The sequence below is a fragment of the Capnocytophaga haemolytica genome (genome assembly GCF_001553545.1).
Lineage (GTDB): Bacteria > Bacteroidota > Bacteroidia > Flavobacteriales > Flavobacteriaceae > Capnocytophaga > Capnocytophaga haemolytica.
The window spans coordinates 129,739-152,806 of sequence record NZ_CP014227.1; the positions used below are offsets into that span (position 1 = coordinate 129,739).

Genomic DNA, 23,068 nt, shown 5'->3' on the forward strand with positions numbered 1-23,068 from the left:
GACCCCTGTTCGCTGACCTCTGTGATTAGACTTTCTGCGCTACGATAGCAATACCTGAAAGGTTTTTATCGTGCTTGCGGAAAGTAGCCTTCATCTTCTTGACACGCTTACGCAGTTCGGGGAAGCGCAAGAGGTTAAAGGCTATTTTCAGGAAGCGTAGAAAGCCTTCATCTTGTATCATACGCTTTCTTTCGACGAGGTGCATTGGGGCTTCAAAGACGCTGACGACCTTAAAGCCTTGTTCTTTGAGCAGTTCCGTCCATTCGGCTTCTGTCATTGGGCGGGCATGTACGCGTATGGTGGAGCTCAGTTCCTTAAAGATGTCCTCTTTTACAGTGTCGGACACATCATTGGGCTTCAATCCCAGTTCGTGGATACCGTAATAGCCTCCCGATTTCAGTAGGCGGTATGCCTCACCAATGATAGCTTTTTTATGCTCTAAAGGCTGCATCGTCAGCATTGCCTCGCCGTATACTTTGGTGGCTGAGCCATCGGGCAAGCCTGTTTCAGAAGCGTCGGCAATGATGATTTTAGCCTTGTCATAATTGAGGCTTTTGCGCGCTTTTGCTGCGGCAGCCTCATTGAGGTCGACCCCTGTATAACTGTGTGGGCGTCGTGCGCAAGTAAGAGCGGCAGTGAAGCCCAAGCCAGGGGCAAATTCTACTACATCGTCATCGTTGCTTATTTGCAACCCATTGATGAGTTTTTCGGTAAGCTCACGACCTCCAGGGCGGAGCACACGCTTACCGAGCTTAGCAAGAATCCAGTGCCCTTGCTTTTCGTTTAAAGTGTTTTCTACTTTCATAAACTGATGTGATTAAATTTGTTGAACAATAAAGATATTTTTATCTCCTTTAGAAAGCGCAAAGGTAGCGAATAAATTTAATTATGCAGCTATTTTTATTTAGTTTTTATTAATGGGTAGATAGCTTGTAGAAAAAGCAGGGAAAGATAGAGTAGCCAAGAGGGGGCTATATAGCGACGGTTCACCGAAGCATTGGCTTATGGAGTTTGTCCGTTCTGTGTCCGTTTTAGCTTTGTAATGGTTAGTGGGTAGTTTTGTTGTAGATGGTGATTAAGTGGGTGATTTATTATTGAGGTGTAAAAGGCTGCGGCTGTTATGTATAGCTGGTTTTTCTTGTTTTTATTTATCAAAATAGCTGATGGTAAAGGAAGATTTTGTATCTTTGCCTCCTAATTAGCTATTAGCTTTTGGCTTTCAGCAAAGAAGGTGCTGTTTAGCTAAAGTGCTAAGAACTGGAAAGTAGAAGTTAAGAATTTGATGAAAAAACTATTCCTTTTAGATGCGTATGCCCTTATTTTTAGGGGCTATTACGCTTTTATCAAGAATCCGCGTATCAACTCCAAAGGGCTGAATACTTCGGCTATCTTGGGGTTTATGAACTCACTTTTTGATGTTATCAAGCGCGAACGCCCCGACCATCTCGCTGTGGCTTTCGACAAAGGGGGCAGTGAGGCACGTTTTGCGCTCTACCCTGAGTACAAAGCCAATCGCGATGAGACGCCCGAGGCGATACGCATCGCCGTGCCCTATATCCACGAGATACTGCGCGCACTGCATATCCCTATCCTCGAAAAAGAGGGCTACGAGGCGGACGACATCATCGGAACGCTCTCCAAACAGGCAGAGGCACAGGGCTACCAGGTGTATATGGTTACCCCCGACAAGGATTATGCACAGCTCGTCTCGGAGCATATCTTTATGTATCGCCCTGCGGGTAAGGGAGGCGACATTGAGGTGTGGGGCGTAAAGGAGGTGCAGGAGAAGTTTGAGGTAGCACGTCCTGAGCAGGTAATCGACTTTCTCGGTATGATGGGCGATGCGGTGGATAACATCCCTGGTCTGCCTGGCGTAGGCGAAAAGACCGCCAAGAAACTGCTCGCTGAGTTTGGCAGTATGGAAAACCTATTGGCTAATACCGATAAGCTCAAAGGAAAACTGCGCGAGAACATTGAAAACAACAAGGAAAAGGGGGTACTCTCCAAGCAATTAGCAACCATTATGCTCGATGTACCTGTGCATTTTGATGAGAAGGATTGTGCACTCTCGCAGCCCGATATGCAGGCCGTAACGGCCCTCTTTGAGGAATTGGAGTTCCGCGCACTACTGCAAAACCTGCTGCGCACTTACGCCCCCGACACATATATCCCGCCACAACCTAAGGCGAAGGCAAGCGGACAGTTAGACCTCTTTGCACCGCCTATGGAGGAGGGTACAGGTGCTACTTCTGCCCCACTGAGCAGCAAGCAGACGGCTGAGAGCACGCCGCATTTTTACCAAGTAGCCGATAGCCCAATGGCACGCAAGATGCTGCTAAAAAGTCTGTTGCAACAATCGGAAGTGTGCTTTGATACCGAAACAACCTCGCTCAATGCCTTGGAGGCGCAGTTGGTGGGCATCTCCTTCTCGTGGGATGCGCACAAGGGCTATTATGTGCCTATCCCTGAGGAACAAGCAGCAGCGCAGACAGTAGTGGACGAACTGCGTCCGTTCTTTGAGAACCCGAATATCAGCAAGGTAGGACAGAACCTCAAATACGACCTAAAAGTGCTGCAAAACTACCATATAGACGTGCAGGGGATGCTCTTCGATACGATGCTCGCCCATTACCTCATCAACCCCGATTCGCGCCACAATATGGATTTGCTTGCCGAGACCTATCTCAATTACACGCCGATAGCTATTGAAAGCCTGATAGGCAAAGGCAAGGCACAACGCTCAATGCGCACCGTGCCGATAGAGCAGCTAAAAGAATACGCCACCGAAGACGCCGATGTTACGTGGCAATTGGGCGTGCTCTTTAAGGCGAAGTTGCCCGAAGTAAATGCCGACAAGGTGTATTACCGCCTCGAGGCACCACTGATCAAAGTATTGGCAGCGATGGAGCGCGAGGGGATTCGCCTCGATGTGGACTATCTCAAAGAACTCTCCAAAGGATTAGACAGCGATATACTGGAATTAGAGGCGAGCATAGCCGAGCAGGCAGGCACACCCTTTAACCTCGGTTCGCCTAAGCAGTTGGGTGAGGTGCTTTTTGAGCGATTAAAGCTCGTGAGTAAGCCCAAGAAGACCAAAACAGGGCAATACGCAACCTCAGAGGAGGTGCTCTCGCCCTTAGCGGATAAGCACCCCATTGTAAAGAATATCTTGGAGTGGCGCGGCTTGCAGAAGCTCAAATCCACCTACGTAGATGCGCTGCCCGAGGAGGTGAGCCACACCACAGGGCGCGTGCACACCACCTATATGCAGACCGTAGCTGCCACAGGCCGACTCAGCAGCAACGAGCCTAACCTACAAAACATACCGATCCGTACCCCACGTGGGCAGCAGGTGCGCAAGGCTTTTGTAGCTCGCAACCCCGATTATGTGTTGCTCTCTGCCGACTACTCGCAGATAGAGCTACGCATCATTGCTGCATTGAGTGAGGAACACAATATGATTGAGGCTTTTCTGCGCAAGGAAGATATTCACCGCTCTACCGCTGCTAAAGTCTTTGGGGTGCCCCTTGAGGAGGTAACCCGCGAGCAGCGCAGCCACGCCAAAACAGTGAACTTCGGGATTATTTATGGTGCTTCTGCCTTTGGGCTGAGCAGTCAGACCGAGCTGAGCCGCACCGAGAGCAAGGAGCTGATTGACACCTACTACGCTACCTATCCGCACCTGCGTGAATATATTGATAAACAGATTGCTTTTGCCCGCGAACACGGCTATGTGGAGACGGTGCTCGGGCGCAGGCGTTACCTGCCCGACATACACTCGCACAACCAAGTGGTACGCGGAGGGGCAGAGCGCAATGCCGTAAATGCGCCCATACAAGGCTCTGCGGCGGACATCATCAAGATAGCGATGATACGCATCTACGAGCAGCTACAACGTGAGCACTTACAGACCAAGATGCTGCTACAAGTGCACGACGAACTCGTATTTGACGTGCCCCGCAGTGAAATAGAAATAGTAAAGCCCCTCATCAAAGAAGCGATGGAAAATGCCTACAACCTCGCTGTGCCGCTGGTAGTAGACATAGGGATAGGAGATAATTGGCTGGATGCGCATTAGGATAATGAATAATTTATAAAATTGAGAAAACAGATATGAAATCTCTATACGAAAAGTTTACCGCCTCCACAGGCGTATGCACCGATAGCCGTGCTATTACCGAAGGTTGCCTCTATTTTGCTCTAAAAGGGGAGTACTTCAATGGCAATCTATTTGCTGAAGAAGCCCTTGCTAAAGGGGCTGCCTATGCTATCATCGATGAGCCTGCTGTGAAGGCATCTGAGCAAATGCTCGTAGTCGATGACGTGCTCTCCACCTTACAGCAGCTGGCGAATTACCACCGCCGCACGCTCGGCACCTTAGTGATAGGCATTACAGGCAGCAACGGCAAAACCACTACTAAGGAGCTGATCGCTTCTGTGCTTGGTCAAGGTATGCAGGTAGTCTCCACACGTGGCAACCTCAATAACCATATTGGCGTACCACTAACATTGCTCTCCATAAAGCCTGAAACAGACATTGCGGTAGTGGAAATGGGTGCCAATCACCCTGGGGAGATAGCCTTCCTTTGCAATATTGCCGAACCTGACTATGGCTACATTACCAGCATCGGCAAGGCACACTTAGAGGGCTTTGGCTCTTTTGAAGGGGTTGTAAAGACCAAAGGCGAGCTTTTTGACTACTTAAAAGCCCACCATAAAACTATCTTCCTCAATGCAAAGGACACGCTGCAGGCTGGGCTTGTAGCAAGTTATGAGCACGTTTACACCTTTGGCGATACTCCTATGGCAAATGTGCACATTCAGTGCCTTGCCACCCAGCCAGTCACGGCTTTGCTCACCGATAGCAGCCAGAGCCTTACTGCTGAGCCTGCTACGCACGCCATCGACTTTCTCCCTGAGGATATCGAAGGCTTTACCGAACCCCATACTACCATCGCAGCACACCTGCGCGGCGATTACAACTTCACCAACGTGGCAGCAGCGATCGCCATCGGGCGCTATTTCAAGCTTTCTCCTGCGGCTATCAAGCGCGGAATAGAGCAGTACGTGCCTAACAACAACCGCAATCAATTCCTGAAATGCGGTAGCAATACCGTTGTGCTGGACGCCTACAACGCCAATCCCAGCAGTATGACAGCCGCTATTGGCAACGTAGTGGCAATGGAAGGCTTTGCTAAAAAAGCTCTTATATTAGGCGATATGTTCGAACTCGGCTCCTACGCAGCGGCTGAGCACCAGCGTATCGTCGATTTGATAAGTGAGCACTCTTGGGCAGGTGTATACCTTATAGGCGAACAGTTTAGCGCTACCGATACCTCCTACCCTAAATACAAGACCTTTGAAGCATTCGCAGCGAGCTTCCCTAAGGATGCTTTCGCAGATACCCTCATCCTCATCAAAGGCTCGCGCGGTATGGCATTGGAGCGCATCATAACAGAAGGGCTACTCAGTGAGTAGCCCTTCTGTTATTTCTCTATGTTTCTGCTTATCTTATTTCCTCATCTAACGCCTGCCTATTGCTTACTTGTTATTAGCCTTGATATAGTCCGTAATACGCTGCAATAGGTTCACATAGTCCAAGCCACGAACCCCGTGCGCTTGCATAGGGTAGACAAACATATCCACCGACTTCTTCGCCCTGAGCGAGGCTTGTACGAGGTTTATAAAGTGTTGCGGTACCACCGTATCATCTACACTACCGTGGATGAGCAACAGCTTACCTTCCAACTTATTGATATACTTCATCACACGGCTATTGGCATACCCTTCAAGGTTCTCCTGAGGCATATCCATATAGCGCTCGCCGTACATCGCCTCATAAAGACTCCAATCGGTTACAGCTCCACCCGCTACGGCTGCCTTAAACACCTCAGGGGCACGCGTGATAAGGCTCGACGCCATAAAGCCCCCAAAGCTCCAACCGTACACAGCAATCCTATTGCCATCTACGTAAGGCAACGACTTTAAGTAATCCACCCCCTTGAGCTGGTCTTTAATCTCAATATCTCCCAGATGGCGGTGTATCACACTCTCAAAGGCAAACCCACGATTCTCACTACCGCGGTTATCCACTGAGAACACAATATAATCTTCACTCTCTGCAAACACAGGCATCCACAGTTGCGCCCCTCCAAGCCAGCTATTGGTTACCTCCTGTGCGTGTGGACCACCGTAAACGTAGATGAGCACTGGGTACTTCTTGTTAGCTTCCAAATGCGATGGTTTATGGAGACGCCCGTAGAGCACTGTGCCATCGTCTGCCTTCAGGCTCACTAACTCTGTCGTGCCGATAGCCAAGCCTTCAAAAGGATTAGCCGCCTTATGCACTTCCTTCGCCACTCCATTATCCGTGCTGATCACCTGAGTGACCTCAGGTGTAGTAACGTTGGAATACACATCCAAAAGATACTTACCATCGCTACTCAGCGAAGCCTCGTGTGTGCCTGCCACCTTAGTGAGCTGCACCACCTTCTTCGGACTCTTGATGTTCACCTTGTAAACGTGCTTCTCACGCGCATCGGGGCTGGTGCCTACGATGAACACATTCTCACCCTTAGCGTCAAAGCCCGCCACCGATTGCACTACCCATTTGAAATTCGTCAGCTGCTTAATGAGCTTCCCATTGAGGTTGTAGTGGTACACGTTTGTAAAACCACTGCGTTCACTCAGCCACAGAAATTCATCGTTCTTATTGGGCAGAAACACCGCAGCCGATTCGGGTTCTACCCATTTGCTATTGCGTTCCTCAAAAAGCGTATTCACCTTCTTGCCCGTAGCCACTTCGTAGCGGTTCAATGCAAAATGCGACTGATCTCTATCCACCTCAGCCAAGAGAATATACTTCTCATCGGGGCTCCACGCCAGATTGGTAAGGTAGTGATCGTCTTTATTATCTACCTGCAAATAATGTACTTTCTTAGTAGCAAAATCGTAAATCCCAATAGAAGCCTTCTCATTAGGGCCACCTGCAAAAGCGTACTTAATCACCTTAGGTTGCGCAGGCACAGTGTCGTAATTCACAAAAGCATAATCCGCTATGCGGCTCTCGTCCTTCTGGTAGAAAGCCAGAAAATTACCCTTAGGCGAGAAGAACGTCCCCTTCGTAATGCCAAACTCCTTGCGGTGGATCGCCTGTCCAGCCACGATATTCTTATCCTTAAACGAAGTAACCGCAATCTGCTTCTCCTCAGGGCTTGCCAAATACAGATTGTTGCCCAGCGTATAAGCCACTACCTTGCGCAAAGGGTTGTATTCCAAATGGTCAGCATCCTTAGGGAAGTGGATCGCTGGCAACACCTTATCACCCATAAAGTCATAGCGGTAATACGTATCGCCATCCTTAAAGACGAGCTCCTCACCGCTGACGTACTTAATGGCAGGCGCCTGCCTTAGAAAAGGAAAATGCTGAGGCAGCACATCGCCTATCACACGCAATTGCTCGCCTTGCGCATTGCACACCACATACGAGTCCAATTTATTGTAAATAAAATGATCCGTACCCTCCACCCATTGAAGGTCTTGAAGACTTTCGGGCTCAAGAAAGCGAACCCCATTAGGGCTATTGGGGTCAGCAAAAGCCTGATAAGCAGCATCTGTAACCGTCAGCCGATGCGCCTGCCCTGCCGCCGAGAACCCTCCGAGCAGCGCCGCCGCTACCCATAAATATCTTTTCACTTGCCTCATAGAATAAATTCAAAATATCATTATAGCGGGCAAAAGTACAAAAAATAAATCACAGCAAGCCTTTTTATATCAAAAAAATACGTACTTTTGCGCCCGAATAAACAAATAGAAATATGTATTCAATTGTATATCAGGTGCATTCACTTTGCGCCTACGTAGTATTAGCAATGCTTACCGTGGCAGTTATCAATGCACTGATAGGCTTCTTCGCAAAAAAATCCTTTCTCGAAAAAGACCTGCGAATAAGCCTCTTCACACTCATAATGGCACATATCCAACTGCTCTTAGGCGTCATCTTATGGTTGGTAACCCCAAAGCTATTGGCATTTGAAGAGGGAATGCGTTCCGTGATGAAGGACCCCTTATTCCGCAAGCTATTGGTCGAGCACCCATTGACGATCCTCATCGCTGTAACCCTGATCACCATAGGGTGGAGCAAGCACAAGAAGGAACAGACCGCACAGCGCAAATTTGGCAAGATAGCGGTGTTTTACACCTTCGCTTGGGTACTCATCCTATCAATGATCCCTTGGCGAGAATGGCTCACTTGGATTTAAAACAAGTTTTTCATCTTATTAGATTTTAATAACGCTGAGAAGGCGCTCGATGTGAGCGCCTTCTCTTTTTATACCCACCCCACATCTCTTTCACTCCTACCCCACATTCCCCTCGAACCAACAACGAAGCAATAACGGACAGACAACGAAGAAATACTACACGCTCCAAGAAACAATCACTCGTCGAAACCCAGCAAGCAACGCCAACTACCAAATTTCTCAACAATAAGCACAAATTACCCCCCCATCAACAATTTAACAAAAACACCGAAATATTATCAAAAATATAGTATTTTCACTGTAAATATCACAATAATTCATTGTTTAGACTATTAATAAATATAAAAAATAATTGACTAAAAACTTGCTTTTGATAAAATACATCCCTAACTTTGCCCCGAAACTAAAACAGTACGTTATGAAAAGAATCCTCTTAGCATTCACTTTTCTCTGTGCCTTTAGCACTTTTGCACAGGAACTTACCCTCAGCGGAAAGGTGCTACAACAAGCCTCGCCCCTACCCTCAGTAGAGGTAGTGCTCTATTTACCAAATAGAACGCCGCTCAAAAGTGTGCTCACCGATGAGGCAGGGCAGTTCAGCCTATTGGCAGTGAAGGGCAACTACACTTTGGAAGTTAGGCAGTTGGGCGAGGTGCTTCTCACCAAAGTAATAGCACTAAATACCGATCTCAAACTCGGCAATTTAGAGGTAAACGCCACCCAAGTCCTGAGCGAAGTAATAGTGTCGGGCAAAAGAAAAGTACTCGAACAGAAGACTGACCGCCTCATCTTCAACGTAGAAAACTCCGTGATGGCAAGCAGTGGCAACGCCATTGATGCGCTGAAAGCTACCCCTTCGCTGCTGGTTACTAACGACAAAATCAGCGTGATAGGCAAGGCATCAATGCGCGTGCTTATCAACGACAGGCTCGTACAGATGAGCGGTGAGGAATTGCAGCAATACCTCGCTTCCCTCTCCGCAGGCGATATCAAGAGCATTGAGGTAATCACCACCCCACCTGCCAAATACGATGCCGAGGGCAAGGGCGGTTTGGTAAATATTGTACTCAAAAAGAAGGTGAGCGATTCGTGGAACAACAGCGTGCGACTGGGCTATACACAAGCGGTGTACCCTATTGCGAATGTGAGCAACACCTTTAATTTCAAGAAAAACAAATGGAATATCTCGGCAACAGCAAACGCCCAAAAAGGCTATAGCAACCTACTCACCCGCTCCGAATATTACTACCCCACCGAAACGTGGCTTGGCACTCAAGAAACCAAAACACATCAGGACTACCTCTCAGCACGCCTCGGCATCGACTACGACCTCACAGAGCGGGCAAGCATCGGCGGTATCTATTCGGGGTTCTTCAGCGAGAGAGACAACACTTCTTGGGGAAAGACAACCATTAGCAATGCAGGCTCCCCTCTTGGACAAATCGTGACTGAGGGGGCGAACAACCCCTACAAGCGTAACCACGCCGCCAATGTGCACTACATCCAGAGGCTCGACACTCTTGGGCGCAAACTGACCCTCGAAGGCGATTACTTTCATCTGAAAGATGGGGGTGACAACCGCTTTAGCTCCTTCCGCATAGGCAATAAGATCAACAACTTCCATACCCGCGACCTCACCGATCGCCAGATTGACAATTACAGTGTCAAAATAGATATGGAGCACCCCTTTAAATGGGCAAACCTCTCTTACGGAGCAAAATACTCGTACACCCGCACGCGCAACGACCTGAAAAACTACGACCTCCTACCCTCAACACCTGTGCTCAATACCCTGCAAAGCAACGCCTTCGACTATCGCGAGACGGTGCAGGCACTCTACCTCAGCGCACAGAAGCAGCTCGGTGAGCACTGGGAAGTGCAAGCAGGCTTGCGCTTAGAGCGTACCCTCTCCAAAGGCACACAGCTCACCACAAGCGAGGTACACGAGCGTGATATGACGGGGCTATTCCCTACCCTCTATTTTAGCTATACCCCTAATGATAACCACGCTTTCAACCTAAGCCTTGATAGGCGCATTGAGCGCCCGCAGTACTGGCAGCTCAACCCTTTCAGAATCTACGAAAGTGCCTATATGTACCGCGAAGGCAACCCCTTCTTAGATCCCGAGTATGAGAACTCAATAGAGTTCAAGCACAGCTACAAAGAGAAACTCATCACCGAAGTATATGGCTTATTAGATACCAACGGGGCTGACAACGTGGGGCATATTGACTTCAGTACCCAACAACAGTACTTAAAGCCTGCTAACTACGTTAATATGTGGCAATGTGGGCTTATTGAGACCTTAGTGCTACAACCTGCCCCTTGGTGGGAATCAACTAATGCGCTAACCATCTACACCAAAGGCGGCTACACCATCAACGGCTATACAGAGGAGACAATGGGCTGGGCGTTTACTCCCAACGGCTGGAATGTAGATTTCGAGAGTGAAAACACCCTAACGCTCAACCCGACAAAGACCCTGATGGCAGAAGTTAGTTTCCTCACAATAGCCCCTCATAACGAGCTTACCGCTCACGTAGGGTTTTATAGCTATGTGAATGCAGGGCTCAAGGCGTTGCTACTGGGCCGCAAGCTCATCCTAAGCCTCACAGCCAACGATATCTTTAATTTCAGTGCTGAGCCTAACTACACCACCATACACCTCAATGGTATGAAACAGCGTTTCCACTACGAAGGCGATATGCGCCAGTTCAAACTCAATTTACAGTACAACTTCGGCAATAAGAAAGTGCAAGTACAAAAACGCGGCTTTGGTAATGAAGAAGAACAAGGCAGAACATAAAAAAGTCTCTACTCACGATAGGTTTTATAAGGAAAATGATTATCTTTGCAGCCTCTAATATTCACAAACTACTAAACAATGAAGAAGACCGTATTTGTCCTATCACTACTCTTGTATATCAGTTGGGCTAATGCACAAAATATACTTGTCCCCACAGCAAAGGAAGACAATTTGTGCGGAAAAATAAAGCAATACATCTCCCAAAGCTATGAGGCTACAAAGGATGCGCAAGGGCGTATCGTCAAGGGTGATTATCTCGGAAGAAAACTACAGACCTACAACCCTTTGGGCGATAACACAGAGATGTCCTCTTACGGCAGTGATGGCTCTTTACTAAAACAATCACTTTTTATGCGCAATGAAAAAGGACAATTGCTTGAGATGTGTAGGTATGCTTATGATATTTTTCAGGCAGTAGGCTACTCTAAATACAATGAAAAGGGGCAACTCGTCCAAACGGATCATTATAGAGAGGGCAAAAAAGATGACTGGGTACGCCATACGTACAACAAGAATGGTAAAATCGCTGAGAGTACACAATACTTTCCTAATGACACATTTCGCGAGAGTGTAAGTTATAAGTACGATAAACACGAAAGACTCGTTGAGATCTGGAATATTACCCGAACACAAAATATAAAGGCTGTCTCTTATACTTACGACTCAAAAGGAAATAAAAGAGAGATGATAAGGTACCGAGGTGATAAAATAAGATCAAAAACCACCTTCAACAACAAAGGAGATATAAGCACATTTACTTCGTATAATGAAGACGGCTCAGAGGATGATTATCGCCGCTATGAATACCCATCGTACGATGCACACGGCAATTGGACAGAATGCATCTCCTACGACCGAAATGACATCCCTCAGCGTATCTATATCCGCTCCATCACTTACTACGATTGATATAAGGTCGTCCTAAAAACTATCTATTATTAAATTGAGTTGCTCTTGCAACCCCTCATAACTATCAATTGTTACCAGCTGTTTGCGATACTCCTTAAAGTTAGGCACTCCTTTGAAGTAGTTGGCATAGTGGCGACGCATCTCTAAGATGCCGTGCCGCTCTCCTTTCCACTCCACAGAGCCTTCTAAATGCAAGCGCACTGCCTCCACGCGGTCAGCAATAGTGGGCGGTGGCAATAGCTCACCTGTAGCAAAATAGTGCTTTATCTCTTTAAATATCCACGGATAGCCTATGGCAGCCCTACCTATCATTATCCCGTCTACGCCGTACTTATTGCGGTATTCCAACGCCTTCTCGGGGCTATCGATATCGCCATTGCCAAAGATAGGGATGTGAATGCGCGGGTTGTTCTTCACCCGTGCGATGTGGCTCCAATCCGAGTGCCCTTTGTACATCTGGCTGCGGGTGCGTGCGTGTATAGAGAGCGCAGCGATACCCACATCTTGCAACCGTTCGGCTACCTCATCAATGTTGATATGCGCCTCGTCCCACCCTAAGCGTGTCTTCACCGTTACGGGCAATGAGGTGCTCTTTACCACTGCTTCTGTCAGGCGCACCATAAGGTCGATGTCTTTCAGCACTCCAGCCCCTGCGCCCTTGCTCACCACCTTCTTCACAGGACAACCGAAGTTGATGTCTACCAAGTCAGGACTTACAGTCTCTACAATGCGCGCCGAGAGTGCCATAGCCTCCTCATCGCCGCCAAAGATCTGTATCCCCACAGGCCGCTCATAGTCGAAGATGTCGAGCTTCTGCCTACTCTTGATAGCATCGCGTATGAGCCCTTCTGAGGAGATAAACTCGCTGTAGAGAATATCCGCTCCGTGTAGTTTACACAAACGGCGAAAAGGCGGGTCGCTCACATCTTCCATTGGGGCGAGCAATAGCGGAAACTCACCCAATTCTATATCTTTTATCTTTACCATTCTCCAAATCTGTATGAGAAGCCAACCGCTACAAAGCCGTTAGCCTCATTGCTGTATATATTTCTGCCCCACACTGCATCTACTTGGCACTTGCGGGTGATGAGATACTGCACCCCAAAGTCCAGCCCGTGCGCTGGCTTGTCAGTACTTGTGTATTGCCCAAAATACTCCCCAAAGAACGCCACTCGCCACATAGGACTGTAATTCACCTCAAAGGTTGCTTTAAGAGCCTTAAAATAGTCCACAGAGCCAATGTTATAAGCCAAGCCAAACCCCACGGGTAAGTCATTAGCAAAGGCCAAACAAGCATCGAGCATATACTGCCTGTCTGCTCCTCCCATGCCCTCCTCATACTCCGCGTACCCCACTAAGGTTATTTCAGGTAGCCGGCCCTTACCCTTGAAGAGCCGCTTCTTTGCGCTGAGCGTCAGTTCCTCAAGCAGCGGACGCTCTCTGAGGTTAAAATCACCCTCTAAGCGCACCTCAGTACCACTGCCCAAACCATAGCGCAACATCAAGTCGTTCTCAGCACTCTCTTTGCCCAACTGCACCCCATTCTCTATCTGAAAACTCCCTTTGTGCATCACATACGTACCCTCACTCTGGTCAGGGCGATCGGTATTGATAGGGTTCGCACGCTTAGTAGTGAGTATTATAACACCATTTACTGCAGCATTACCATAAAGTGCTATAGCTGTACTCCCATTATATACATTAAGCCCAATAATATCCTCATTTTCTATATTCAACATTAGAAGGATCTCCTCAAAATTTTTACCTTTGTACTCTCCTTCACAAGTATCATACGGAACGCCATCAATGACAAGTAAAGGGGGACAAGGAAGCGACAGAGACGGGTTTGGAGGTGGTGGCAGTTCTACACTCCACCCCAAAGAAAAACTAAGTAGTACAATTATTAAAAATATTCTTTTCATTGAGAGATATTATTCTATTTTTTCATACAAAAAATTATTATACGGAAACCGCGTGATGTGTATCCCCTTTACCTTCTCATACACCACCTGCCGAAACTCCTCTAAATTCTCCTTGTTGAGGGCAGAAATAAAGAGCACATCCGCACCCATCTTCTGCATCCACGTCGCCCGCCAATCTTCCAATGTAAAGTGCCGAGAGGTGCGCTCCGTAGCCAAATCATCAGCGGCGATCACCTCGTGGCGGTACGCATCTATCTTGTTGAAAACCATAATCACAGGCTTATCCGCACAGCCAATCTCCCCCAGTATCTGATTCACCGAAGCGATATGCTCCTCAAAATTAGGGTGCGAAATATCCACCACGTGCAGCAGCAAATCCGCCTCACGCACCTCATCGAGCGTACTCTTAAACGACTCCACCAGCTGCGTAGGCAACTTGCGTATAAACCCCACCGTATCACTCAAAAGGAACGGCAAGTTCTCAATCACCACCTTGCGCACCGTCGTGTCTAATGTGGCAAAGAGCTTATTCTCAGCAAACACCTCACTCTTGCTAATGACATTCATCAGGGTTGATTTCCCAACATTGGTATACCCAATGAGTGCCACCCGCACCAATGCCCCACGATTGCTACGTTGCGTGGCCATTTGCTTATCGATAGCCGTAAGTTTCTTTTTCAGCAGCGCAATCCTATCGCGGACGATACGGCGGTCAGTCTCTATCTCCGTCTCTCCAGGCCCACGCATACCAATACCCCCACGCTGCCGCTCGAGGTGCGTCCACAAGCCCGTAAGGCGCGGCAATAGATACTCATACTGCGCCAATTCAACCTGTGTGCGGGCATAACTCGTCTGTGCCCGCTGTGCAAAGATGTCTAAGATAAGCCCCGTGCGGTCGAGAATCTTCACCTTAAGCTCACGTTCGATGTTCTTCTGTTGGGCAGGTGTCAGTTCATCGTCAAAGACCACCGTACCCACCTCATTTTCCACCACAAAAGCAGCCACTTCCTCCAGCTTTCCCGTACCGATGAACGTCTTGGGGTTAGGCACATCAAGCTTTTGGGTGAAGCGCGCCAGCACCTCACCCCCAGCCGTAAAAGTCAGAAACTCCAACTCGTCTAAGTATTCCTTTGATTTTTGCTCATCTTGGCTCTGGTTTACGATTCCCACCAGCACCACTTTCTCATAACTAAGGTCTGTTTTTTCAAGCATATTGCTGTTTTATCAGAAAATTTCGGCAAAGGTAGTACTTTTTTGAAGAATAAACAGTATTCCTCTTTCAATTCACTCTTTCTACGCCTGCAAAAGCGCGATGATTTCGCCCATACGTGCCTTAGTTTGCTGGTAACCGTAGGTGAAAGCGGCTTCTAACTCTTTGACGTCAAGCACCCCGATGTTGTCCAATTGATGTAGGAAGAGCAAATCGCACTTCTTGAACTTGCGGGCGTAGTGTCCATCGAGCATAATGTCATAAATGCGCTGTAAGTACTTGAGCGTGCTGCCTAAGTGTGCTTCCGTAACGGTCTTTAAGGGGTTGATAAAGCTTCCGATGACCACCTCGCACTGCCCTTTGAGGGCGTCGATGGGGAAATTGTCGAGCACGCCGCCGTCGCAGTAGAGCCCGTCGCCTATTTTCACGGGCGAGAAGTAGGGCGGCAGCGCTGCGGAAGCTACCAACGGGCGTATGAGCTCGCCTTTGCCAAAATACTGTACCTTGCCGCTGAGTAGGTTGGTGGTGGCGACCCATAAGGGGGTCTCAAGCTCCTCAAAGGTCTGCTGAGGGATATATTTTTTGAAGAGTTTGGGGTATTTGGCACTGTCGAGCAAACCTACTTTCTTAAAAGTGAAGTGCGAGAACTTGAAAAGCGGCGTTTGGGTGAAGAAATCGAACATTGCTTCGGCTTTGATGCCCGAGGCGTAGAGCCCACCGACCAATGCGCCGCCGCTGGTAGCAGCAATTACTGCTGGGGCGATGCCCTCTTCCTCTAAGGCTTTCAACAGTCCCGCGTGAGCTAACGCACGTATGCCCCCGCCCGAGAATACTAATCCTAATTGCTTCATATCAAAGGTTTATTTATTGTTAATTCACTTCAAAAGCTGGTAGGCGATCATCGCTGCGATGTAAGCAACCCCCGACATAAAGAGCATTTGCAGCAAAGCCCATTTCCAGCCGTTGGTTTCTTTCTTTACGATGGCTACCGTGCTGAGACATTGCATCGCAAAGGCGTAATAGAGCAGAAGGGAGATGCCTGTAGCAAGTGAAAAGACGGGCGTGCCGTCAGGGCGCACCTCCGAGCGCATTCGCTCAAGGATAGTTTGCCGCCCGCTGTCCTCCTCGGTGTCCAAATCGCCGCCTAAGCTGTATACAGTAGAGAGCGTACTGATAAAAGTCTCCCGAGCGGCAAAGGATGCGAGCACTCCGATGCTGATTTTCCAATCATAACCCAGCGGGCGGAACACAGGCTCGATACCTTTACCCAAATACCCGAGGAAGGAGTATTCCAATTGTTCACCTTCAATATAATGTGCCTTTTCATCCTCACTCCAGCCTTGCTGTTCAGCTAAGCTATCTGTTCGTGTCTCTATACTGTTATAACGCTCTCCCGCACCGTGCGACCCCAAGAACCACAGTATCACTGAGATTGCCAAGATATACTTACCCGCACCAAATACAAAGCCCTTAGTCTTCTCATACACTGTAATACCAACATTCTTAAGCATTGGCAACTTATAATCAGGCATCTCAGCGATGAAAAAACTCTGTAATTTAGGCATTTTGAGCACCGCATTGAGTAACATTGCCGAGAGCAGTGCCATCACAAAACCCAAAGCGTACATCGCAAAGAACACCCAAGCCTTATAGCTGACAAACAGGAAATCCCCATCAGGGATTACCAGCTCTATGATAATCAAATATACAGGCAAACGCGCCGAGCAGGTCATAAAGGGGGTAACGAGGATGGTGATTAGTCGCTCTTTCCAGTTCTCGATGTTGCGGGCGATCATAATCGCAGGGATTGCGCACGCCACACCCGAGATAAGCGGCACTACGCTCTTTCCATTGAGCCCAAAACGGCGCATTAGGTTATCCATAAGGAATACGACGCGACTCATATAGCCGCTTTCTTCCAAAAGGGAGATGAGAAAGAACAAAATGGCGATCTGCGGCACGAAGGAGACGATCCCAGTAATCCCCGCCAAGATACCTTTGCACAAAAGGTCAGTGAGTGCCCCCGCAGGCAGCACACTTTCCGCCCATTCAATGAGCTTAGCCATACCGTCCTCAATCCAACCCTTGGGCACTTCCGCCCAATCAAACACCGATTTGAAGATCAGCAGCAATAGCGCCGCGAAAATCACCTGCCCTAACACGGGGTGAATGAGCACCCTATCCAAACGGGCGCGCAGGGTGGTAGCTTTTGTTCTATCGACGGTGTAGCCCTGTTTCAAGGCGGCGTTAATACACTCATAGCGGAGGATGGTCTCGCGCTGTTTGATGCGACGCACCTCCGCTTCACTTGCAGTATTGGCTTCACCCAAGCGCGAGAGGTCGGCACAGCTATCGGTGGGCAAACTTTGGTAGTCGGCGAGCATCTTTTTGAGCGTGTCGATGCCTGTACCTTTGCGACTGCTCACCAGCACCACCTTTGTATGGAGTGCCTGCTCCAATGCTTCGACGTCAATGCTGATACCCTTGCGCTGCATCTGGTCGGCCATATTGATCACCAGCACGGTGGGCAAATGGAGGTCTTTTACTTGGGTGAAGAGCAACAGATTCTGCTTTAAGTTCTCCACTTCGCACACCACAGCCACCACATCGGGGTAATCTTCTCCCTGCGGATCGCTTAGCACGCTCACTGCCATCTGTTCGTCCATCGAATTGGGGTTAAGACTGTAAGTACCAGGCAAATCGATGATCTCAGCCTTGAGCTGCTGGGTTAAGTTGCAGGAACCAATCTTCTTTTCCACGGTAATGCCAGGGTAATTGCCCACCTTTTGGTTCAATCCGGTCAAAGCGTTGAAGATAGAGGTCTTTCCTACATTAGGATTGCCGATAAGTGCTATTTTGATATTGTTTTTCATCACTGATTGCTGCTTTCTTTTCAGGTATTGATTCCTAATTGCTGTTATCTAACTTCTCTACTTCAATCATCTGCGCCATATCTTTGCGAATGGAGAGATATGAATTGTTCATATTCATATAGATAGGGTCGCCAAAAGCCGCTTTTTGAAGAATTTGCACCTCACTACCTATAAAGCAGCCCAGCTCAATGAGCTTAAGCGGCACCCGCTGGGCATCGATAGCAGTGATAACGCCGCGTTCACCCTTGCTGAGGTCGGCAATAGTAAAGGGCTTAACATTTGTAGGCTCCATAAGACTTCTTTTTATTTAGAATGAATATCAGAGCGCAAAGGTACAACTAAAAGTGGAATACACAAGAAATAACCTTTGTAATTTACTTGAAAAAACGAAGCCCGAACGAACCCCCAACAAACCTACGTTAAATACGCAAGCGCAAAACCTGCAAGGATACTAATAAATTTCAGTAAATTAAAGCGATGTCCCTCAGCATTTTCAAACAAAATAACTGCTGAGATATGCAAGAAAATACCAATAACCACCGCTGAGAGCTCAGTGTGGTAATGTACCAATGAAGGCACAGTGCTGCTCAGGTAAGTGCCCAACGGGGTCATCAAAGCAAATAAAAGTAGAAACAGTGCCGTCTTCCAATGGCTAACACCTGCGTGCACAAAGAAGGTCGTAAGCACTATGGCTATGGGGAGCTTATGGACGAAGATGCCATATACCAAGCTCTCATTATGGCTGTGCGAGAGTGGGAAGCCTTCAAGGAGGGAGTGAATGCTCAGGCTGACGAAGAGTGCAAGGGGAAAGGCTGCTGTGGGGTGCGCCTCATTGTCGGGGTGCCCGTGTTCAGCCCCGTGGGAAAAGAACTCTAAAACGATCTGCAAGAGTACCCCCGCGGTAACGAACAGCCCGATGTAGTGCGTGTCGTGCCCCTCTCCTACCCCACTGCCTAATGCCTCATTGTGTGTATGGTAGACTTCGGGCAGGAGCACAAAGACGGTCAGCGCGAGCAAATAAGCCCCACTGAACGACAACAACAGTTTGATATAACGCTGTCGCTCAGGCTGAAAGAGTATCACAATGCCATAGCCTAACACTACGGCGAGAAAAGGAAGTAAATAATTCATCTTTTTAAATGAGTAGAGAGTAATGAGTAGAGAGTAATGAGTTCGGCGCGTTAGCAATTTACTCTCTACTCATTACTCATTGTTCTCTCTTTTTTAGGTTGTTTTTTGCTGTTTTTGTACTACTTACAAGTAATTTCATAATTTCTACTCCTTCGTTTGCTATGCTGTCAAATTCTTCTGTATTGATATAATTAGTTCTGAAAAGTAGTTCTAACCAATAGAGGGTTTCATTCATTTCTTTTTGTGCTATGGCTAACTTATGAATAAAATCTTCTTTGCTCTCTGAATACTCTGCCTCTCTAATCATTGCCCCTACGGCTGTACCACTTCGCAGTACTTGTTTGGATAGCACAAATTCTCGTTTACTTTCAGTCAAGTACTTATAGAGGTTTACTATTCGTATTGCAAAAAGAAAACTCTTCTCTTTTGTAATATTATTCTTCATTACTCTCTACTCTTTACTCATTAATCATTGTTTTGTAGGTTGCGTGGCGAGCGTGGATGATAGGGTCGAAGCTCTTCCAGAGTTGTTGAATAGGGATATTGTCCTCGAGTTCGGGAGTGATGACGCAGTGCGTAACGCCGTTCTTGGTAAATACGTCGTAATAATAGTCGAAGAGCAGGGCAGGAATGCCTTTGCTCTGGTATTCAGGGGCTACGCCTATGAGGTAGAATTCCACCGTGTCGTGCTTTTTCTTGGCGTTGAGTAGATGCCAAAAGCCAAAAGGGAAAAGACTGCCCTTGGCTTTTTGTAGTGCCTTAGAGAAGGACGGCAATACGATGGCAAAGCATATCAGTTTGCCCTCTTTATCCACTATAAAGCGTATGTACTCAGGGTTGATAAAGGGTACGTATTTCTTCTTAAAGTACTCGCGTTGTCGCTCGCTTACAGGCACATACGATGCAAGCCTTGAATAGGTGTCGTTGTAGAGGTCGAAGAGGGCATCTACGTGCTTGAGCACATCGTCCTTGGTGCGTGTATCGAGCAGACGCACGCCATAGCGCTTTTTGATGGCTTCGGCGGTTTTCTTAAAGATTGCAGGCTTAGCATTTTCTACCAAGAACGACATATCGATGTAGCCCTTCTCCTTGGTAAGCCCAAGTGCTTCTAAATGGGCTTTGTAGTAAGGATAGTTGTACCAAGTTGCCATCGCTCCTATATGGTCATAGCCATCGGTGAGCACGCCTACCTTGTCCATATTAGAGAAGCCCATAGGTCCCTCGATATAGGCGAGGTGGTGTTCACGGGCTTTTTCCTTTACCTTGTCGATCAGTGCGCGGGTAACCTCGAGGTCGTCTACCATATCCAACGAGCCGAAGCGCAGTTTCTTCACGCCTGCCTTGAGGTCGTACTGATTGATGATGGCAGCCACGCGCCCTACGGGTTTGCCGTCCTTATAGGCGAGGTAGAACCACGCTTGGGCATTGTCGAAGGCGGGGTTTTGGGTTTTGTCGAAGACGGCGCGCTCCTCACTGATGAGTGGTGGCACCCAATAGGGGTGGTTTTTGTAGAGTTGCATTGGGAATTTGACGAACCCAGTGAGTTCTTTCTCGGTAACGACTTCTTTAATCAAGATCATTCTTTTTTCTCTTTTTAGGTTTTTTAGCTCCTTTAATCTTTGTAGGCTCTACTTGTTCTTTTAGCTTTTTCTTTATAAAACTGTTGTGATTGTCGATGCGGTACGAGGCACCTATGAGCCCCATATAGCGCGAGGGGGTATCCTTCCAGCCGAAGCCCATTTCAGCGTTGAGTTGTATGGCGTTTTCTAAATCGCCGAGCAACATAGCCCCTCCCATACGAGTGATGGCATCCTTGTAGTAATAACTGCTTACGCCCTGCTGCTCTACGAAGATGCTAAAACGCCCATCGCGTAGGTTGTGGGTAACGGTAGCAATAAAGCTGTACTCGGGGTGCTTCTCCAAGAAGCGGTCGGCAATGCCGTTGAGCACGAACACTACGCGCGGTATGGGTTCTGCTTGCAATATCACAGCTGCTTTGGGCGAGAGCACGGGGATAGTCTCGTAGAAATAACGCTTGTTGGGCAGGAAGTTCAGCCCGAGGTAGCCCGCCACTGAGGGGGTGAGGTTCTTCCAGCGGAAAGAGTTGTTAGCACGCCAGCTGTATATACTCTTTTCTTCGTCTAAAAACTCAGGTTTAAAGATGAGGTACTTTGCCCCAACGGTATTATTGACGAACCCGAAGTGCGAACTGTTGCCTGCGGGTGCGGTAGTGTAGTCGTAAGCAAGGGTACCGTTGAGCATCATTTCAAACTGCTCACGCCAAAAGCCATAGCGCACGGCGTAGTTCACCCCTGTGAAGTCCATACGGGTGTCGGTGTACTTATGTTGGTTCTTTTCAAACCATACACCACCCTCAAATTGCAGCACACGCCCCCCCACAGCATAAGCACTCTGCGAGGTCCCTGGTAGGTTAGAGTTGATAATCTCAGTGTATTGCGCTTGCAAAGCCTCTGGTAATACACTGATTAGCAGTAATAAAAATAACTTTTTCATCTTTTGTACGAGTTTAGTAGCAAAGAAGCCTACAATACACTTCTTGCAATTTAAGGCGACAAAGGTAGTTCTATTTTATGTATTAAACAAATAAAAGAAGTTCTTTTTCTTATTTATCTTTACGCAAATCGGCAAGGAGCTTCTCCACTTCGCTATGGGAAATAGTTTTATTCTTGAAATAATCTACCACATATTGCTTCTCTGTCTCGGTAGCACCTAACTGCGTAAGGATATTCATCAGGTGCATTTTCATATGCCCTTTCTGAATACCAAGGGTGATAAGCGAGCTCACTGCGGAGAAGTTCTGCGCCAAACCTACACAAGCAACGATCTGCATTAAGGTCTCGGCATTGGGGTTTTCGAGTATCTGCAAAGCAGTCTTAGCCAAGGGGTGCAAGGTGGTCAGCCCACCGACAGTTCCTAAGGCTAAAGGGATTTCTATTTCAAAACTAAAAATACCATTCTCCACCAAAGCTCTTGTCAAACTTTGGTACTTACCCGAGCGTGCTGCGTAGGCGTGCGCACCTGCCTCTATGGCGCGAAAGTCGTTGCCTGTAGCTAAAATCACCGAGTCGATACCATTCATAATCCCTTTGTTATGAGTCGTCGCACGGTATACATCGGCATTGGCAACTGCCAGCGCTCGCACGAACTTCTGGGCAAACTCCTCGCCACTCATATCGCCTACTGTAAGCAGCTCCACAGGGCAACTTACACTCGCCTTTGCCAAACACTTAGGCACATAGTTAGAGAGGATTGACATCACGATCTCGTAGTTGCCATCAATATTTGGGTCGTGTGCTGCCTCTGCCCTAAAAGTATTCGAAAAACTCTCCAAGCAAGAGTTGATAAAGTTCGCCCCCATTGCATCCAAGGTCTCGAAAGTGGCGAAAAGCTGGTAATAATGTGGCAGTTCATCGGTCTTGTCGAGCAAGGTGATAGAGGTAATACCCCCACCGCGCTTTTCCATATTGGCAGTGATAGGCTTGCAATTGTCGAGCATCTTCGTCTTAATAGCACTGAGAAAGGCTTGCAGATGTTCCTTCTCACCATAGAAGAAGAAATGTACCTGCCCGCTTTTCTCAGTAGAGAGCACCTCTGCCTGAAAGCCTCCTTTACTCTGCCAAAACTTCGCCGCCCTACTGCAAGCCGCTACCACCGAACTCTCCTCAATAACCATCGGCACCGTATACACCTTGCCATTGATAGAAAAGTTAGGTGCTACCGCAAAGGGCAAGTAGTAATTTGCCACAGCGTTCTCGATAAACTCATCGTGGCGTTTTTGCAAAGCTGCATCGGCATTATTATAGCGGTTGAAATACGTCGCTGCGTATGTCTCCTCAGAGAAATACGTCCTACACAGCCATTGTATTTTCTCTTCTTTGGTGAGCTTTGAAAAGCCCTCTACACGTTTGTCAGTGTTCATATTTTTTCATTCTTTA

Annotated in this window: 18 protein-coding genes; 5 read left to right on the plus strand and 13 right to left on the minus strand. The window is 47.9% G+C overall.

The features are described from left to right. Positions 1–25: 25 nt before the first annotated feature. Positions 26–805 carry a class I SAM-dependent methyltransferase gene (locus AXF12_RS00650; RefSeq protein ID WP_066427675.1) on the minus strand — a complete coding sequence of 260 codons (780 nt, stop codon included), beginning with the start codon at positions 803–805 and terminating at the stop codon, positions 26–28. 474 nt (positions 806–1,279) lie between these two features. Here AXF12_RS00650 and polA point away from each other — a divergent pair, with 474 nt between their 5' ends. Together polA and AXF12_RS00660 are read left to right on the plus strand one after the other, a co-directional pair. Continuing rightward, positions 1,280–4,078 carry a DNA polymerase I gene (gene polA, locus AXF12_RS00655; protein ID WP_082752948.1) on the plus strand — a complete coding sequence of 933 codons (2,799 nt, stop codon included), beginning with the start codon at positions 1,280–1,282 and terminating at the stop codon, positions 4,076–4,078. Between the two features lie 35 nt (positions 4,079–4,113). Beyond that, a complete protein-coding gene (locus tag AXF12_RS00660) occupies positions 4,114–5,478 on the plus strand; it encodes a UDP-N-acetylmuramoyl-tripeptide--D-alanyl-D-alanine ligase (protein ID WP_066427679.1) in 1,365 nt (454 codons plus the stop codon). A gap of 63 nt (positions 5,479–5,541) precedes the next feature. Here the strand turns inward: AXF12_RS00660 and AXF12_RS00665 are convergent, their stop codons facing one another. Beyond that, the gene (locus AXF12_RS00665) at positions 5,542–7,704 is read right to left on the minus strand and encodes a S9 family peptidase (RefSeq protein WP_066427681.1); all 2,163 of its coding nucleotides are present in this window, start codon (positions 7,702–7,704) and stop codon (positions 5,542–5,544) included. Positions 7,705–7,817: 113 nt separating this feature from the next. Between AXF12_RS00665 and AXF12_RS00670 the strand changes: the two genes are divergently transcribed. The 3 genes from AXF12_RS00670 (at position 7,818) to AXF12_RS00680 (ending at position 11,976) form a co-directional block, all read left to right on the plus strand. Beyond that, positions 7,818–8,261 (plus strand): hypothetical protein, encoded by a 444-nt coding sequence (locus AXF12_RS00670; protein ID WP_066427684.1) that lies wholly within the window; start codon positions 7,818–7,820, stop codon positions 8,259–8,261. Positions 8,262–8,679: 418 nt separating this feature from the next. Then, complete coding sequence (locus AXF12_RS00675; protein ID WP_066427685.1) at positions 8,680–11,067, plus strand: outer membrane beta-barrel family protein; 2,388 nt, start codon at positions 8,680–8,682, stop codon at positions 11,065–11,067. Between the two features lie 78 nt (positions 11,068–11,145). Continuing rightward, complete coding sequence (locus AXF12_RS00680) at positions 11,146–11,976, plus strand: hypothetical protein (protein WP_066427687.1); 831 nt, start codon at positions 11,146–11,148, stop codon at positions 11,974–11,976. A 12-nt stretch (positions 11,977–11,988) separates the two neighbouring features. Here AXF12_RS00680 and dusB read toward each other — a convergent pair whose 3' ends face one another. The 11 genes from dusB to AXF12_RS00735 all read right to left on the minus strand — a co-directional run bounded on the left by dusB (position 11,989) and on the right by AXF12_RS00735 (position 23,052). Then, positions 11,989–12,963, minus strand: a complete 975-nt coding sequence (dusB, locus tag AXF12_RS00685; protein WP_066427690.1) for a tRNA dihydrouridine synthase DusB — start codon at positions 12,961–12,963, stop codon at positions 11,989–11,991. Then, positions 12,957–13,898 (minus strand): transporter, encoded by a 942-nt coding sequence (locus AXF12_RS00690; protein WP_082752949.1) that lies wholly within the window; start codon positions 13,896–13,898, stop codon positions 12,957–12,959. The genes dusB and AXF12_RS00690 overlap by 7 nt, the downstream gene beginning before the upstream one ends. 9 nt (positions 13,899–13,907) lie before the next feature. Beyond that, the gene (gene hflX, locus AXF12_RS00695; RefSeq protein ID WP_066427694.1) at positions 13,908–15,110 is read right to left on the minus strand and encodes a GTPase HflX; all 1,203 of its coding nucleotides are present in this window, start codon (positions 15,108–15,110) and stop codon (positions 13,908–13,910) included. An 81-nt stretch (positions 15,111–15,191) separates the two neighbouring features. After that, entirely contained in the window at positions 15,192–15,959 is a 768-nt protein-coding gene (locus AXF12_RS00700) for a patatin-like phospholipase family protein (RefSeq protein ID WP_066427696.1), read from the minus strand. 24 nt (positions 15,960–15,983) lie between these two features. Then, positions 15,984–17,981: a ferrous iron transport protein B gene (gene feoB / locus AXF12_RS00705; RefSeq protein WP_082752950.1), complete on the minus strand. Its 1,998-nt coding sequence runs from the start codon at positions 17,979–17,981 to the stop codon at positions 15,984–15,986. A gap of 34 nt (positions 17,982–18,015) precedes the next feature. Continuing rightward, entirely contained in the window at positions 18,016–18,273 is a 258-nt protein-coding gene (locus AXF12_RS00710) for a FeoA family protein (protein ID WP_066427701.1), read from the minus strand. Between the two features lie 122 nt (positions 18,274–18,395). Then, complete coding sequence (locus tag AXF12_RS00715; protein WP_066427703.1) at positions 18,396–19,112, minus strand: ZIP family metal transporter; 717 nt, start codon at positions 19,110–19,112, stop codon at positions 18,396–18,398. 76 nt (positions 19,113–19,188) lie between these two features. Beyond that, entirely contained in the window at positions 19,189–19,557 is a 369-nt protein-coding gene (locus AXF12_RS00720) for a four helix bundle protein (protein WP_066427705.1), read from the minus strand. A 13-nt stretch (positions 19,558–19,570) separates the two neighbouring features. After that, the gene (locus tag AXF12_RS00725; protein WP_066427709.1) at positions 19,571–20,692 is read right to left on the minus strand and encodes a GNAT family N-acetyltransferase; all 1,122 of its coding nucleotides are present in this window, start codon (positions 20,690–20,692) and stop codon (positions 19,571–19,573) included. Beyond that, positions 20,679–21,626: a transporter gene (locus AXF12_RS00730; RefSeq protein WP_066427711.1), complete on the minus strand. Its 948-nt coding sequence runs from the start codon at positions 21,624–21,626 to the stop codon at positions 20,679–20,681. Before AXF12_RS00730 ends, AXF12_RS00725 begins: the two co-directional genes overlap by 14 nt. Before the next feature lie 109 nt (positions 21,627–21,735). Then, positions 21,736–23,052: a hydroxymethylglutaryl-CoA reductase, degradative gene (locus AXF12_RS00735; protein ID WP_066427713.1), complete on the minus strand. Its 1,317-nt coding sequence runs from the start codon at positions 23,050–23,052 to the stop codon at positions 21,736–21,738. Positions 23,053–23,068: the final 16 nt, after the last annotated feature.